The sequence below is a fragment of the Paenibacillus sp. YSY-4.3 genome (assembly GCF_054767475.1).
In genome coordinates this window covers 638,648-653,043 of the sequence record NZ_BAABMC010000003.1, presented here as the reverse complement: position 1 = coordinate 653,043, position 14,396 = coordinate 638,648, and the positions used below count along the sequence as shown (strand labels likewise).

The 14,396-nt window shown below is 51.3% G+C and carries 12 protein-coding genes and 1 other RNA gene; 12 read left to right on the top strand and 1 reads right to left on the bottom strand.

Annotated elements, in window-relative coordinates:
• Nucleotides 1–166 precede the first annotated feature (166 nt).
• From glyQ to rnpB, 8 genes are all read left to right on the top strand, one after another.
• Nucleotides 167–1,054 (top strand): glycine--tRNA ligase subunit alpha, encoded by an 888-nt coding sequence (gene glyQ, locus ACYUJT_RS13830; protein WP_460323006.1) that lies wholly within the window; start codon nucleotides 167–169, stop codon nucleotides 1,052–1,054.
• A complete protein-coding gene (gene glyS / locus ACYUJT_RS13825; protein WP_460323004.1) occupies nucleotides 1,047–3,125 on the top strand; it encodes a glycine--tRNA ligase subunit beta in 2,079 nt (692 codons plus the stop codon). Before glyQ ends, glyS begins: the two co-directional genes overlap by 8 nt.
• Nucleotides 3,126–3,152: 27 nt before the next feature.
• Nucleotides 3,153–3,614, top strand: a complete 462-nt coding sequence (locus tag ACYUJT_RS13820) for a YaiI/YqxD family protein (RefSeq protein WP_460323002.1) — start codon at nucleotides 3,153–3,155, stop codon at nucleotides 3,612–3,614.
• Nucleotides 3,615–3,657: 43 nt separating this feature from the next.
• Entirely contained in the window at nucleotides 3,658–5,478 is a 1,821-nt protein-coding gene (gene dnaG / locus ACYUJT_RS13815) for a DNA primase (RefSeq protein ID WP_460323000.1), read from the top strand.
• A gap of 45 nt (nucleotides 5,479–5,523) precedes the next feature.
• Complete coding sequence (gene rpoD / locus ACYUJT_RS13810) at nucleotides 5,524–6,651, top strand: RNA polymerase sigma factor RpoD (RefSeq protein WP_460322997.1); 1,128 nt, start codon at nucleotides 5,524–5,526, stop codon at nucleotides 6,649–6,651.
• 184 nt (nucleotides 6,652–6,835) lie between these two features.
• The gene (locus ACYUJT_RS13805) at nucleotides 6,836–7,618 is read left to right on the top strand and encodes a tRNA (adenine(22)-N(1))-methyltransferase (RefSeq protein WP_460322994.1); all 783 of its coding nucleotides are present in this window, start codon (nucleotides 6,836–6,838) and stop codon (nucleotides 7,616–7,618) included.
• A complete protein-coding gene (locus ACYUJT_RS13800; RefSeq protein WP_460322991.1) occupies nucleotides 7,594–8,709 on the top strand; it encodes a Nif3-like dinuclear metal center hexameric protein in 1,116 nt (371 codons plus the stop codon). The genes ACYUJT_RS13805 and ACYUJT_RS13800 overlap by 25 nt, the downstream gene beginning before the upstream one ends.
• A 97-nt stretch (nucleotides 8,710–8,806) precedes the next feature.
• Nucleotides 8,807–9,218: RNase P RNA component class A (gene rnpB / locus ACYUJT_RS13795), an RNA gene on the top strand.
• 135 nt (nucleotides 9,219–9,353) lie between these two features.
• Here the strand turns inward: rnpB and ACYUJT_RS13790 are convergent.
• On the bottom strand, nucleotides 9,354–11,273 hold the full coding sequence (locus tag ACYUJT_RS13790; RefSeq protein ID WP_460322989.1) for a S8 family peptidase: 1,920 nt from the start codon (nucleotides 11,271–11,273) through the stop codon (nucleotides 9,354–9,356).
• 146 nt (nucleotides 11,274–11,419) lie between these two features.
• On the opposite strand from ACYUJT_RS13790, the gene ACYUJT_RS13785 reads away from it, so the two are divergent.
• The 4 genes from ACYUJT_RS13785 to ACYUJT_RS13770 all read left to right on the top strand — a co-directional run bounded on the left by ACYUJT_RS13785 (nucleotide 11,420) and on the right by ACYUJT_RS13770 (nucleotide 14,394).
• Nucleotides 11,420–11,647: a DUF1540 domain-containing protein gene (locus tag ACYUJT_RS13785; RefSeq protein ID WP_460322986.1), complete on the top strand. Its 228-nt coding sequence runs from the start codon at nucleotides 11,420–11,422 to the stop codon at nucleotides 11,645–11,647.
• Between the two features lie 37 nt (nucleotides 11,648–11,684).
• Nucleotides 11,685–12,167, top strand: a complete 483-nt coding sequence (locus ACYUJT_RS13780) for a hypothetical protein (RefSeq protein ID WP_460322983.1) — start codon at nucleotides 11,685–11,687, stop codon at nucleotides 12,165–12,167.
• Nucleotides 12,168–12,327: 160 nt separating this feature from the next.
• Nucleotides 12,328–13,071, top strand: coding sequence for a lytic transglycosylase domain-containing protein (locus tag ACYUJT_RS13775; protein ID WP_460322980.1), 744 nt, complete (start codon nucleotides 12,328–12,330; stop codon nucleotides 13,069–13,071).
• A 171-nt stretch (nucleotides 13,072–13,242) separates the two neighbouring features.
• Nucleotides 13,243–14,394 (top strand): cysteine desulfurase family protein, encoded by a 1,152-nt coding sequence (locus ACYUJT_RS13770; RefSeq protein ID WP_460322978.1) that lies wholly within the window; start codon nucleotides 13,243–13,245, stop codon nucleotides 14,392–14,394.
• Nucleotides 14,395–14,396: the final 2 nt, after the last annotated feature.

Sequence of the window (14,396 nt, the reverse complement as noted above, 5' to 3'; positions counted from 1 at the left end):
AAGCGGCATCTATTATCAGGGCTGCGATGCAAATCAAGTAGGGTGGAACCGCGGGAAGTAACAGCTCTCGTCCCTACGTCTGAACAGCAGGCGTAGGTGACGGGGGCTTTTTGTACGTCATTATACCGCCGGCTGAACACGAACAAGTGTGAAGGAGTTGTGGTCCATGAATTTTCAGCAAATGATTCTAACGCTGCAGCAGTTCTGGGCGGAGCAGAAATGTATCGTCGTGCAGCCTTACGATGTAGAGAAGGGAGCCGGTACGCTCAACCCGATGACATTTCTGCGTTCGATCGGGCCGGAGCCGTGGAACGTCGCTTATGTGGAGCCTTCCCGCAGACCGGCGGATGGCCGCTATGGCGAGAATCCGAACCGTTTGTACCAGCATCATCAGTTTCAGGTCATTATGAAGCCTTCTCCTGACAACATTCAGGAGATTTATTTGGAGAGTTTGAAGCGGCTGGGCATTAACCCGCTTGAGCATGATATCCGTTTTGTTGAAGATAACTGGGAGCATCCAGGGCTCGGCGCCTGGGGGCTCGGCTGGGAAGTATGGCTTGACGGGATGGAGATTACGCAGTTTACGTATTTCCAGCAGGTCGGCGGCATCGAGACGAACCCGATCGCTGTTGAAATTACGTACGGCATGGAGCGGCTCGCTTCTTACATTCAGGAGAAGGAGAACGTGTTCGATCTGGAATGGGTTGGCGGTACGACTTATGGCGATGTATTCCATCAGCCGGAGTTCGAGCATTCCAAATACACGTTTGAAACCTCGGACGTGAAAATGCTGTTTACTTTATTTAATATGTACGAGCAGGAAGCTTCCAAAGCCATGGAGCAGCACCTTGTATTTCCGGCCTATGATTATGTCCTGAAATGCTCGCATACGTTCAACCTGCTTGACGCGCGGGGCGCAATCAGCGTGACCGAGCGCACTGGGTACATTACGCGGGTGCGGAATTTGGCCCGTCAGGTGGCGGCGACGTATTTGGAGGAGCGGGAGAAGCTTGGATTCCCGATGCTGAAGAAAGGGGGCGAAATCCATGGCTAAAGATTTGCTATTCGAGATCGGGCTTGAAGAAATGCCAGCCCGTTTTATCCGTAATGCTATGGATCAATTGAAAGACCGGACGGTGAAATGGCTTGACGAGCAGTTGATCCGGCATGGAGAAGTTGCCGTCTATGCAACGCCTCGCCGACTTACCGTACTCGTTAAAGATGTGGCGGACAAGCAGGAGGACGTTCACGAAGAGGTGAAAGGCCCGTCGCGTAAAATTGCCCTGGACGAGAATGGGCAATGGAGCAAGGCTGCGCTCGGTTTTGCCCGCAGCCAAGGCGCAGACCCGGAGCAATTCACCTTTAAAGAGCTCGGGGGCACGGAGTACGTATATATCAGCAAAAGCCGTATCGGTGTAGAGACATCTTCGATCGTGGCCGAAGGCTTGCTGGATATTCTTCATGCGATGAATTTTCCAAAGAATATGCGCTGGGGCAGTTACGATTTTAAATTCGTGCGGCCGATCCGCTGGATTGTAGCCCTGCTCGGCAGCGAGATTATCGATATTGAAATTACCGGTGTAAAGTCCGGAAATGTGACGCGCGGACACCGTTTTCTCGGCGGCGAGATCGTGATCGGTCAGCCAGCGGATTATGTGGAAGCCCTCCGCGGCGGGCATGTCATCGCCGATGTGAATGAGCGGCAGGAAATGATTGTGCAGCAAATTAACAGCTTGGCCGAGGCGCAAGGCTGGCATATCTCCGTGAAGGAAGACCTTCTGGAAGAAGTGCTATTCTTGGTAGAAACGCCGACGGTGCTGTACGGCACGTTCGAGGAATCCTTCCTGCATATCCCGCAGGAGGTGCTGATCACTTCGATGCGCGAACATCAGCGCTATTTCCCGGTACTGAACGAGCAAGGAGAGCTTCTTCCTTACTTTGTAACCGTGCGCAACGGCAATGCTGAGCATCTGGAAACCATAGCCAAAGGAAACGAGAAGGTGCTGCGCGCCCGGCTATCTGATGCCAAATTCTTCTATGAAGAGGATCAGAAGCTGGCGATTAAGGACGCATTGTCCAAGTTGGAGAGCATCGTCTTCCACGAAGAGTTGGGAACGGTTGGCGACAAAGTGCGCCGGATTCGGCGGAATGCGGAGAAGCTGGCAGCTGTACTTAAAACGGATGCCGGAATAGCCGAAGCTGTTAACCGTACGGCGGAGATTTGCAAATTCGACCTCGTTACCCAAATGGTATATGAATTCCCAGAGCTGCAGGGTGTAATGGGTGAAGACTATGCCCGCAAAGCTGGAGAGACCGAGGCAGTTGCGAAAGCAATTTTCGAGCATTACCAGCCGAGATTTGCCGGGGATGCGGTTCCGGGCTCCGAGGTGGGTTCGATTGTAAGCATCGCTGACAAAATCGATACGATCGCAGGCTGCTTCTCCATCGGCATCGTTCCGACGGGGTCGCAGGATCCGTACGGACTTCGCCGCCAAGCTGCCGGCATCGTACAGATCATCCTGGAGCATAAGCTCGCGCTTGCGCTTCCGGTACTGTTCGATATTGCACTTGAGACGCATGAGCATTTCCATGAGTTGAAACGGACGAAGGACGAGATTCTAAAGGATCTTACCGATTTCTTCGGCCTGCGCATTAAGAAAACCCTGTCCGATCATGTGCGTTACGATGTCGTGGATGCCGTCATTTCCGCAGGCTATGATGATGTCGTTTCCGTCGTGGCCAGGGGTGAGACGCTTATGGCTGCGGTGAGCAGTCAGGACGATTTCAAGACGACGGTCGAGTCGTTTGGAAGAGTCAGCAATCTGGCAGCGAAGGCATCTGCGGAGAAGGTGCGCTCAGATCTGTTGAACGAGCCAGCGGAATCCCAGCTATATGAAGCCTGGAAATCGGTCACTGCGGCGTACCGCGAAGCATTGGAGCAGCGGGATGCAGCAAAGGCGCTGGAGCTGATTTCCAGCCTGAAAGACAGCATCACTTTATTCTTCGATAAAGTTATGGTTATGGCAGAAGACGAGACGGTTCGCGCGAATCGCCTGGCCCTGCTTAAAGCGATTGATGAAGATTTGAACATATTTGCTGATTTCAGCAAGCTTGTTTGGGCATAATGGCATAATATGAAGGATGGGAGTCTGATGAATACACGAATTGTCGTTGACGGAGACTCCTGTCCTGTCAAGACTGAAATCGTTGCTACAGCTGCAAAGTTCGGAGTCGGCGTACTGATGGTATCCTCCTATGACCATGCGATTAAGCAGGCATCGGGGGTTACCATTGTTCAGGTTGACCGCAGCCAGCAAAGCGCAGATTTGTACATTGCCAACCATATTGCCAAGGGTGATGTCGTAATCACTCAAGATTATGGACTGGCAGCCCTGGCCTTAGCCAAATCGTGCCGGATCTTGTCGCCCAGGGGGGAGGAGTATCACCCCGGCAATATAGATTATCTGCTGGAACGCCGTCACCATCATGCTAAAGCACGGCGCGGCGGCCGTTATTTTAAAGGGCCGAAGCCGTTTACGGACGATGACCGCCAAAAGTTTATTGACGCGTTGTCAAAAGTTTTGCGAGATATGCAGGAGAATGTACAATTTTAGCGAATTACTATTTACGTGTTATATAGAGATGAAGGTGGTTTGGATGAGTACCGGACGAGGAATTCCGGAGGAGATCATCGAGGCGGTCTTGCAGCAGCATGATATCGTCGATACGGTAGGCAAGCACGTTCATCTAACTAAACAGGGCAAATATATGAAAGGTCTTTGTCCTTTTCATTCGGAGAAGACACCGTCATTTACGGTGACGCCCGAACGGCAAATGTTCCACTGCTATGGCTGCGGCAAAGGCGGAAATGCCATCAGATTTAGGATGGAAATCGAAGGATTATCCTTCCCCGAAGCTGTCAGAACCATGGCGGAAGAGGCCCATATCCCATTCCAGGATAATGCCTTCCGGACGGGGAACGCCCCTGTAAGCCGGGAGATGGAACAATTACTGCAAGCCCACGAATGGTCTTCCAAGCTGTATCATTTTCTACTGAAGAATACAGAGCATGGCAAACCGGCCATGGACTATTTGAAGTCAAGGGGGTTTAGCGATAAGGCCATCGACACATTCCAAATCGGTTATGCACCAGCACGTTGGGATACGCTTGTCCAGTTTCTGGAGAAACGCTCGTTTGATCTCAGCGATATGGAGAAAGGCGGTTTATTATCGTCCAAGCAAGACGGATCAGGATTTGTTGACCGCTTTCGCGACCGGATCATTTTTCCGCTGCATAACCGGAGCGGCAAAGTGATCGCTTTTGCAGGCCGAATACTTGGGGAAGGCCAGCCCAAATATTTAAATTCCCCAGAGAGCAGGTTATTCACCAAGAGCCGGACGCTCTATAATCTTCATCAGGCCAAGACGGAAATTCGCAAGTCGCGTCAAATCGTCTTATTCGAAGGATACGGCGACGTCATCAGCGCATGGGAAGCCGGAGTCCATAACGGGGTTGCTACGATGGGGACGGCGCTTACCGAGAGCCATGCCGGCATCATGAGGACGCTTGCTGACGAAATCGTCGTCTGCTATGACGGCGACAATGCTGGACAAGCCGCAGCCTTGAAGAGTATTCCTATACTGGAGGCCGCAGGCTTCCAAATTAAAATTTCACTGCTCAGTGAAGGACTTGACCCTGATGAATTCATTCGTAAATACGGGGCCGAGAGGTTCAGATTGCAAGTCTTAGATGGCGCTGTTTCAGCAGTTAAATTTAAGCTTATATATCTGAAAAAAAACCATATACTGCTAGAAGAAGATGGAAAGGTCGCATACATCAGAGATGCTCTGGAAGTCATCGCGCCTCTGCCGTCGCCGACAGAGCGGGAGATTTATTTGAAGGAATTGTCTGCCGAACTGCAGGTTTCATTTGATAGTTTAAAACAGGAGTGCAACCAATTCCGCCAAGACATGCAAAAAAGGTCGTCCCATGGGGATAATAACGCCAAAAGGTGGAATAATGTTAGGCATAAAAAAGGCAAGGCATCCATGCCGACTTTGCTGCCTGCTTATCATGTCGCGGAACGGAGATTGTTATCCTTTATGCTTCAGGATGAGGAAGTCGCCCGTTATGTTGGCGATCGTCTTGGAGATAGTTTTAACATCAATGATCATGCGGCGATTGCTGCTTATCTATACGCCTATTACGCAGGGGGGAAAGCGCCGGATGTCAGCCGTTTCATTTCCTCATTGCAGGATGAACGGCTGGAGCAAGCTGTCACATCTATCGCGATGATGGATACTCCGGAGGAATGGACGACTCAGGAGCTGGACGACTGTATCCGGGAGATTAAGCGGGTACCGCTGCAGGCCCAAATTCAGCGTAAGAAGGAAGAGATGGTTTCGGCAGAGCGTGCCGGGGATTTTTTGCGAGCGGCACAAATTGCAAGTGAGATTATAGCCCTAGAGAGACAATAGCTGGATGAATTTTCGCGGATGTTTCTAGGGAGGAGGGAGTCAAGTATGGCGAATGATCAGCATACGGAATCTGAAACAGAACTGACATTGGATCAGGTCAAAGATCAGCTGGTTGAATTAGGCAAGAAAAGATCTTCGTTAACATATAAAGAGATTATGGAGAAGCTTTCGCCTTTCGATCAGGATCCTGAGCAAATGGACGAGTTTTTTGAGCATTTGGGGGATTTGGGAATAGATGTTGTAAATGACAGCGATGACGAACTCGGCCATCGCAGCGAAGATGAAAGTCGCGGAGAAGGCGATGAATTCAGCTTTGATGATGATTTGACATTGCCTCCCGGCATCAAAATTAATGACCCGGTACGCATGTATTTGAAGGAAATCGGCAGAGTGCCTCTGCTCTCGGCCGATGATGAAATCGAACTGGCCAAGCGCATCGAGAACGGCGATGAGGAAGCGAAGCGCCGTCTGGCAGAAGCCAACCTCAGGCTCGTGGTCAGTATTGCGAAGCGTTATGTAGGCCGCGGCATGCTTTTCCTGGATTTGATTCAAGAAGGAAACATGGGTCTGATCAAAGCGGTGGAGAAGTTCGACTTTAAGAAAGGTTTCAAGTTCAGTACTTATGCCACATGGTGGATTCGCCAGGCGATTACGCGGGCCATCGCCGACCAGGCTCGAACGATCCGTATCCCGGTGCATATGGTAGAGACGATCAATAAGCTGATCCGCGTTTCTCGCCAATTGCTGCAGGAACTTGGGCGCGAACCGACGCCAGAAGAGATTGCAGCGGAGATGGAGCTTAGCGTTGAGAAAGTTCGTGAGATCATGAAAATAGCACAAGAGCCTGTATCGCTGGAAACGCCGATCGGTGAAGAAGACGATTCGCATCTGGGGGACTTCATTGAGGACCAGGAGGCGCTGGCTCCTGCGGATGCCGCGGCATATGAGCTGCTCAAGGAGCAGTTGGAGGATGTGCTGGATACGTTGACCGAGCGGGAAGAGAACGTCCTGCGCCTGCGTTTTGGCCTGGATGACGGCCGGACGAGAACGCTGGAGGAAGTCGGCAAAGTATTTGGTGTAACACGGGAAAGAATTCGCCAAATCGAAGCAAAAGCATTGCGCAAGCTACGCCATCCTAGCCGCAGTAAACGGTTGAAGGATTTCTTGGAATAGGTCGTTAACCCTGACCCTTCTGCAGCAGCAGAAAGGTCTTTTTTTTCAGGAAAGCGGCAAAAGGTTTACATTAGTTTTACTTTTTTCCTATTTTTTCTTGCTGATTTTATTTTAGCTTTTTTCCTGGCCCAATGCAAATGAAAATGGTGCGGATATTTGTTGGATGGAGGGAGTAATTACTCGGATGAAATTATCATCAAGGTTACAGCATATCGCGGACAGATTGCCTCCGGGCTGCCGTTTTGCGGATATCGGCTCCGATCATGCGCTGCTGCCGGTATGGGCGGTAAAGCACGGTACAGCGGTATCTGCCGTTGCCGGAGAGGTCAATGACGGGCCGTTAGAGGCCGCGAGAAGACAGGTAGCGGAGGCGGGACTAAGCCAATCGGTATCCGTTCGCAAGGGAGACGGCTTGGAAGTGATTGCTCCCGGCGAAGTGGACGCGATTACGATCGCAGGCATGGGCGGTGCCTTAATCAGCTCGATATTGGAGGCGGGGGCAGATAAGCTTGCAGGCGTGAAGCGGCTTATTCTCCAGCCCAATGTTGGGGAGGATTTCGTTAGACGCTGGCTGTTGGAGCATGATTGGTATGTTACAGATGAGACGATCGTGGCGGAAGACGGAAAAATATACGAGATCATTACGGCGGATGCCGTTCCCGGTGCAGCCGGACTGAATGAAGAGCTGTATAAGCAAAGGCTGCTGGAGCAAGGGCAGGACGAGAGTGGCAAGAGCGGAGCCGTGTTAACGAAGGAATTGTTATTGATGATGGGGCCGAAGTTAACCGTGCAGGTCGGCGATGTGTTCCTGGATAAATGGAATGCCGAAATTTCCAAACTCGAGAAAATTCATCGTTCCGTCGCGGGCTCCCAGCTTCCGGCCTCCCAGAAAAAGGAGCAGGAGTTAAGTTTATTGATCAAACAGCTTAAGGAGGTGCTGGCATGTTTGCCAAAGGTCAAACCGTAATCCAGTATATGGAGCAGCTGGCTCCGAAGCATGTGGCTATGGAAGGCGATAAAATTGGTCTGCAGCTGGGTACGTTGCAGAAGCAAATCCGCAGCGTGCTCATAGCTCTGGATGTGAACGAAGAGGTCGTCGATGAGGCCATTGCGCTTGGTGCGGATTTAATCATCGCGCATCATGCGATCATTTTCAGGCCGCTAGCGGGCCTGCAAACCGATACGCCGATGGGGAAGGTCTATGAAAAGCTGATCAAGAACGATATTGCCGTCTATATCAGCCATACGAATCTGGATGTGACGGAAGGCGGAATGAATGACTGGATGGCAGAGGCGCTGGGCATTGAGCATACGGCTCCGCTGGAAGATATTCATACGGACAAGCTGTATAAGCTGGTCGTGTTCGTGCCGAAGGATCATCATCAGAAAGTACTGGATGCGATTCTGAATGCCGGGGCGGGATGGATTGGCAATTACAGCCACTGCAGCTTCAATATCGAAGGGTACGGCACGTTCCTGCCCCGGGAGGGAACCGATCCATACTTGGGAGAGCAGGGCAAGCTGGAGCGGGCGGAGGAAATCCGCATCGAGACGATTATTACCGATAGTGTGAGGAATAAGGTCATTCAGGCGATGCTCAAAAATCATCCTTATGAAGAAGTAGCCTACGATCTTTATCCGATGGACTTGAAAGGGCGCACCCTTGGTCTAGGGAGGGTCGGCCGGGTAGCTGAGCCAGTCACGCTGGAAGCATTTGTCGACCGGGTCAAAGAGAAGCTGGATGTTCCGGCCGTGCGGGTTGTCGGGGATTTGCAACGGCAAATCAAAAAGGCCGCCGTCGTGGGCGGCTCGGGAGGACGTTACTGGAGGCATGCCCAGTTCCGCGGTGCAGACGTACTCGTTACCGGTGACATCGATTACCACACCGCTCAGGACGCGCTGATGGCAGGCATTACGCTGATTGACCCGGGACATAATGCCGAGAAAATCATGAAGGTGAAGGTGGCGGCCTGGCTCGCGGATAAGCTTGCCGAGCACAAGTATGAGACCAAGGTTCATGCTTCGGTTATCGTCACGGAGCCATTCGCGTTCCGCTGATTGCAAATGCCGGCTTTGGCATAAAACGTCAACATTGGCGGCGATTCATACTTGTGATTACGGGGCAATCCCTGTATACTATTTAATGTTGCCTTCGAAAGTTTGACAGACAATCGCCGGCGGCTATTAGGCCGCGGGAGGAAAGTCCGGGCTCCAAAGGGCAGGGTGCTGGATAATGTCCAGTCGGCGCGAGCCGAAGGATAGTGCCACAGAAACGGACCGCCGATGGCCGCCGCAAGGCGAGCACAGGCAAGGATGGAACCGAGGTGTAAGAGACCCCGAGGAACGCTGGTGACTTCGTTCCTGGTAAACCCCACCTGGAGCAAGACCTAATGAGACGCAGCTTGCGCCTACGGGCACAGGCAGCTTTCGCCCGAAGCGCGTCTAGGTTGGTCGCTGGAGCCGTGCAGTAATGTACGGCCTAGATAGATGATTGTCACTTATTAGCGGGAGGGTAGTTCCCGATTACCGCGAACGGTACAGAACCCGGCTTATGGCAAACTTTCATCACTGCAACAAGTTTTTTTGAACAGTTCTATGCTGTTCCTGACTCTTAATTAGAAATCAAAGAAGATCGCTAAGCGTTAGCCGCAGCGATCTTCTTTTTGTTTGGCCTGTAGAATCTGAAGCTTATCTAGATTAAATTAACGCCGCAGCGGATCTTCCAGCAGCCGCTTCAGCTTCTGGTCGATATGCTGGGGCCACAGCTGCAGAGGAGCCGGACTGCCTCCGGCGGCTTCTAGCGCTGCGAACACGTCGATCTGTCCATATCCATATAGATTGTCATGTCCGGGATCGCCAAGGTCGATGACGTTGTTGCGGATAATGTCCATCACCTCTGTATTTTTCAGATCCGGGTTGATGGATCGTATTAAAGCCGCAAGCGCAGCTACATGCGGACTGGCCATGGACGTGCCTGACAATGCGGCGTACTGGTTATCGGGATACGTACTGGCAATGCTTTCGCCGGGAGCGACCACGTCAACATAGTCGCCGTAATTGGAGAACGACGCCTTCTTTAAGTTATTATCGGTAGCCGACACGGACAACACTTCAGGATAAGCAGCCGGGTATCCCGGCCGCTCCGTGTTGTCATTGCCGGTGGCCGCGACGAGAACGACGTCCTTGTCAAAGGCATATTTGACGGCTTCATGCAAGAACTGGGCATCCGCGTAGTTGCCAAGGCTCATGTTTATCACTTTGGCTCCGTTATCCGCGGCCCATATGATGCCCTGGGCAACGGAATATGTCGTTCCCGAGCCGGATTCATCCAGCGCTTTGACCGGCAATATTTTACCGCCCCACGTCATCCCCGCGATGCCTTCCCTGTTGTTCACGTTGGCCGAAATGATGCCGGCGACATGCGTGCCGTGGCCTACGTCATCGGTAGGATCCTTGTCAGGGTTGATGACATTGTGCCCCTTTAGCAGTCTTCCTTGTAGATCGGGATGGGACAGATCCACCCCGGTATCAACTACGCCGACGATGACGTCATTGTTGCCCTTCGTCAATTTCCAGCCCCGGTTCGTTTCGATGATGGGCAAATTCCACTGATATTCCGAGAAGAGCATATCATTCGGAATTTCCGGTGTATCGGCAGCCGTCTCATTCGTCATATATACATAATGCGGCTCGATAAAGGCGGGATGCCATTTCTGGACAAAATATTTTTTAAGCTCGTCCATGCTCATGCTTTCCGATTGAAAAATATAGGTGTTGCGAATCGAACGCGGTTTATTCGTATGTTTTGCTTTAATATCCGCCTGGATTTGAGCGAGCTGTTCTTCGGATGGAGGCTCGCTAAAGGTCACGACAATTTCATTTTCGTAAAAGTGGCTTGCTTTTTCATTGTCATGCCCGGTTTTGACTGTAAGGTCTTTAAGGGTGTCGGCATGTACTGATTCGATTTTGTATTTGCCTTCTTTCGGGTAAGGGATCAGGCGCAAATTTTTGTCTTGATGCTCCTTGACGCGTCTTAGAATGTGGGTATCCATGACGGCGATGATTCCATCTTTGTTATGTTTGGAGGGCTCAGCAATGACAAAGAAATGCGGATCTTTCTCCGGAAAAGCAGGGGATTCATAGGCCTCCGACTTGCGAAGCGCTTTACGCGCCAGACTAACATAGTAATTTACCTGTTCCTGTACATTAGGGGCTGTTCGTTCATTAGCGCCGCGGAAGTGCTTATCCTTTCCCGAGGAGCTGTAAAGCATAATCGTATGAAATTGTTTATGCCCCTTTTGCAGCTCTCGGATATCGGCAGATAGCTTTGGCCGCGAAGAATCCTTGATTCCTTCGGCGAGCGCCTGCAAATGCCCTTTGGCATCAAGTCTGGCCAGCCTCTCTGTCGCTGTTACGTCCCGGCGCAGCATCAACTGCTTTAAATGCTTCTCTTCCGCTGGCTTGGGAACCTCTGGCTTCTTCGTATTTTGCATGATGTGCTGTTTCGTTTGCCGTTGCCCGGCTTGCGGCTGCGGACTCGCGCTAAACTGTGGCAACAGCGTTAAGACCGTTATAGCTGCAGCCCCGGAAACTCCTACAGCGACCCATCTGCGCCATTTCATGGATCATCCCTCCTGCTATATTTTCATGTAACTGTAGGTTGAGGAATTCGCCTTCATTTTATTCCTGCGCTTCTGTATCGATTTGACATTAATTCGGCCGCATATCCGGCATACCGGCGGGGGAAAATGTATGCGAGGTGATCATTATGCCAAATGAAAATAAACCGATTGTCAAATGCAGCGTATCGAATTGCGCCTATTGGGGAGAGCAGAATTATTGCAATGCGGATCTGATTATGATCGATATCGACAAGCATGCGGGCCGCAAATATCAAGCGGAATTCGCAGGCGAGGCTTTTGACAGCGATCATAAGGATACCGCTAGTTCATCCGCCGCCACATGCTGTCATACGTTTAAGCCGAAATCATCGTAACAAGCAGGCAATTCATATTACTTTGGAGGTGTAGAAGATGACGGACAAGAACAAGGAGTATGTGGAAGATATCCTTGATGATGAAGAACTGACGGGCGATCCGAAGCGGGTAGACTATCCTCGCCGAACAAACGCGGAAGAGTATTCCGCCGAGGTGGCTCCGGCAAGAACACACAAGGAAGAGTATTCCGCCGAGGTGGATCCAGCAAGAACACACAAGGAAGAGTATTCCGCCGAGGTGGCTCCAACAAGAACGTATGAAAGCTCCCGGGCAGATCGTGAAGCCGACCGGGATGATGCAGTTGGAGACACTGGCACGGCAAGCCGTACCGTTGGATATGTAGGCGTAGGTTTAGGAATCGCTTCTTTATTCGTTTGGTCGATTGTGCTCGGACCGCTTGCCGCGATTATGGGATTTTACGCCTACAGCCAGGGAAGCAAAACTTCAGGAGCTTGGGCGATCGGTCTTGGCGCAATCGCTACGCTAAGCTATTTCTTTTTGATTCCTTTTACTCGATAATTTATGGGCTCCCCGTATCAGCACAGACTTTCGTCTATTCAGACGAAGGTCTTTTTGCCGTAAACGAAATATTTTTCGAAAAAAGGTGGTTATTGTCGCATTTCAAGTGTAAAATATAGGATATAGCATTCCATGGGGAGAAAGAGGAGTTAAGAATAAGATGGAAATCGATACACGCACGATGGGACAGCTGATTCAGCTCCAAATGATGAATGATATTGACCTTCAAGGCACGTCTGTTCAAAGAACCTCTTCAGGCAGCGAAGGTTCTTTATTCGATATATTGCTGAAAGAATTAATGACGGCGGAAGGACAAGAGCAGGCATTGGCACAGGGCGGTATGCCTGCTGCTGGAGGGTTGCTGCCGGGCTCGTTGGAGGATGCCTTATGGTACTTTATGGGACAGACTACATACAGTGATGCGGACATGGCATCGCTTCCGGTTGACGGCTCTTATCAAGTTTCCGGCATATCGGCACCGACAGGCGCCGGGAAGGATATTGACGAGCTTATTAGTCGTGCGAGCCGGGCCTACGGCGTGGCGGAGAGCTTGATTAAGGCTGTCATTGAGACGGAGTCTTCCTTCAATGCCAATGCGGTCTCCTCTGCGGGAGCCAAAGGGCTGATGCAGCTCATGGACGGAACCGCGAAAGGCCTGGGCGTGAGCAACTCGTTTGACCCTGCCCAGAATATCGATGGAGGTACGCGTTACTTGTCGTTTCAGCTTCAGCGTTTTGGAGGGGTGAAGACAGCACTGGCTGCTTACAATGCTGGCCCTGGACGTGTCCAGCGACTTGGCATCAGCAATGATCAGGAATTGATGGAGAAGCTGCATTTGCTTCCGAAGGAAACACAGAACTACATTAGAAAGATCGAAAATGCTCAATTGAAGTATCAAGCCTAACGATTTGCGAACAAATGCTGGGCGTATATTAGTTATAGCAAGAAGTCAGAGATCATTTGAGAAAGCGCTGATTCGCTGCGATTTCCCAATTGGTCTTTTTTTTGACAATGACGATATCGGCAGGAATCCGTTACAATAGACAAGGATTATATTGTTCATTAGGGGGATGAAATGAAATATTTTGATCATGCAGCCACCACCCCGCCCAATGAAGACGTTATTCGTACAGTTGGAGAAGTGATGGCCCAGCATTTTGGGAATCCATCCTCCTTGCATCGTTTGGGGGAAGACAGCGGAAAGCTGCTGTCCAAAGCTAGAGAAGTGTGCGCGCATACGCTTCAGGTGAATCCAGGAGAAATCGTGTTTACGTCAGGAGCAACGGAGAGCAACAATTTGGCGATCCGGGGCGCGATGGCTGGGTATCGCCAGCGTGGGAATCATATCGTGACGACTATGGTAGAGCATGCTTCCGTATATGAGACTTGCCGGCATCTGAAGCAGCAGGGCTGTGAGGTGACTTACGTGCCGGTACAGGCCGATGGCGTTGTGCGGGCCGAGGATGTCTTAGCGGCGATAACAGAAAATACAGTGCTTGTGTCCGTCATGCATGTCAATAACGAGGTTGGGGCAGTTCAGCCGATCACTGAAATCGGCAGAGCCTTGAAGGAACGTCATCCTCGTGTGCTCTTTCATGTTGACGGCGTTCAAGGATTCGGCAAACTGCCGGTGACCATTCGGGACAGCCGGATTGACCTGTACAGTTTGTCGGCTCATAAATTTCGCGGGCCGAAAGGAATCGGCCTTCTGTATGTCAGGGAAGGAGTACATCTTTCACAGCTGCTGACAGGCGGCGGTCAAGAAGGAGGGCGGCGCTCCGGTACCGAGAACATCCCGTACATTGTCGGTATGACAAAGGCCATGAGAATGGCGGCAGAACGTCAACCTATTCTTGCTGCGCATTGGTCCAAGCTTAGCCGCGAACTGCATGATGGTTTGGCGGACTTGCCAGGCCTTGTGATCAATTCCAGCCTCAATGGAGCGCCGCATATTGTGCACTTCTCCTATCCGGGAATGAAGGCCGAGGCGATGCTTCATATGCTTGAGGAGGAGGGCTTCTTTGTCTCTTCGCAGTCCGCATGTTCTTCCAAGCGAAGCGAACCGAGCCGCGTTCTGCTCGCCATGCAGAAAGAGAAGGATTGCGCTTTGTCGGGGATCCGCATCAGCCTGGGAGAAGAGCATACCGAAGAAGATGTCAGACAGTTGCTGCGCGCTATCAAACATACGATGGAGCGCCTGCAGATCGTGAAAGGTGGAAACAGATAATA

What these genes read in the sequence shown, in the direction of transcription:
- glyQ (WP_460323006.1), top strand. Translation starts at nt 167, where the DNA reads ATGAATTTTCAGCAAATGATTCTAACGCTGCAGCAGTTCTGGGCGGAG.
- glyS (WP_460323004.1), top strand. Translation starts at nt 1,047, where the DNA reads ATGGCTAAAGATTTGCTATTCGAGATCGGGCTTGAAGAAATGCCAGCC.
- ACYUJT_RS13820 (WP_460323002.1), top strand. Translation starts at nt 3,153, where the DNA reads ATGAATACACGAATTGTCGTTGACGGAGACTCCTGTCCTGTCAAGACT.
- dnaG (WP_460323000.1), top strand. Translation starts at nt 3,658, where the DNA reads ATGAGTACCGGACGAGGAATTCCGGAGGAGATCATCGAGGCGGTCTTG.
- rpoD (WP_460322997.1), top strand. Translation starts at nt 5,524, where the DNA reads ATGGCGAATGATCAGCATACGGAATCTGAAACAGAACTGACATTGGAT.
- ACYUJT_RS13805 (WP_460322994.1), top strand. Translation starts at nt 6,836, where the DNA reads ATGAAATTATCATCAAGGTTACAGCATATCGCGGACAGATTGCCTCCG.
- ACYUJT_RS13800 (WP_460322991.1), top strand. Translation starts at nt 7,594, where the DNA reads ATGTTTGCCAAAGGTCAAACCGTAATCCAGTATATGGAGCAGCTGGCT.
- ACYUJT_RS13790 (WP_460322989.1), bottom strand. Translation starts at nt 11,273, where the DNA reads ATGAAATGGCGCAGATGGGTCGCTGTAGGAGTTTCCGGGGCTGCAGCT.
- ACYUJT_RS13785 (WP_460322986.1), top strand. Translation starts at nt 11,420, where the DNA reads ATGCCAAATGAAAATAAACCGATTGTCAAATGCAGCGTATCGAATTGC.
- ACYUJT_RS13780 (WP_460322983.1), top strand. Translation starts at nt 11,685, where the DNA reads ATGACGGACAAGAACAAGGAGTATGTGGAAGATATCCTTGATGATGAA.
- ACYUJT_RS13775 (WP_460322980.1), top strand. Translation starts at nt 12,328, where the DNA reads ATGGAAATCGATACACGCACGATGGGACAGCTGATTCAGCTCCAAATG.
- ACYUJT_RS13770 (WP_460322978.1), top strand. Translation starts at nt 13,243, where the DNA reads ATGAAATATTTTGATCATGCAGCCACCACCCCGCCCAATGAAGACGTT.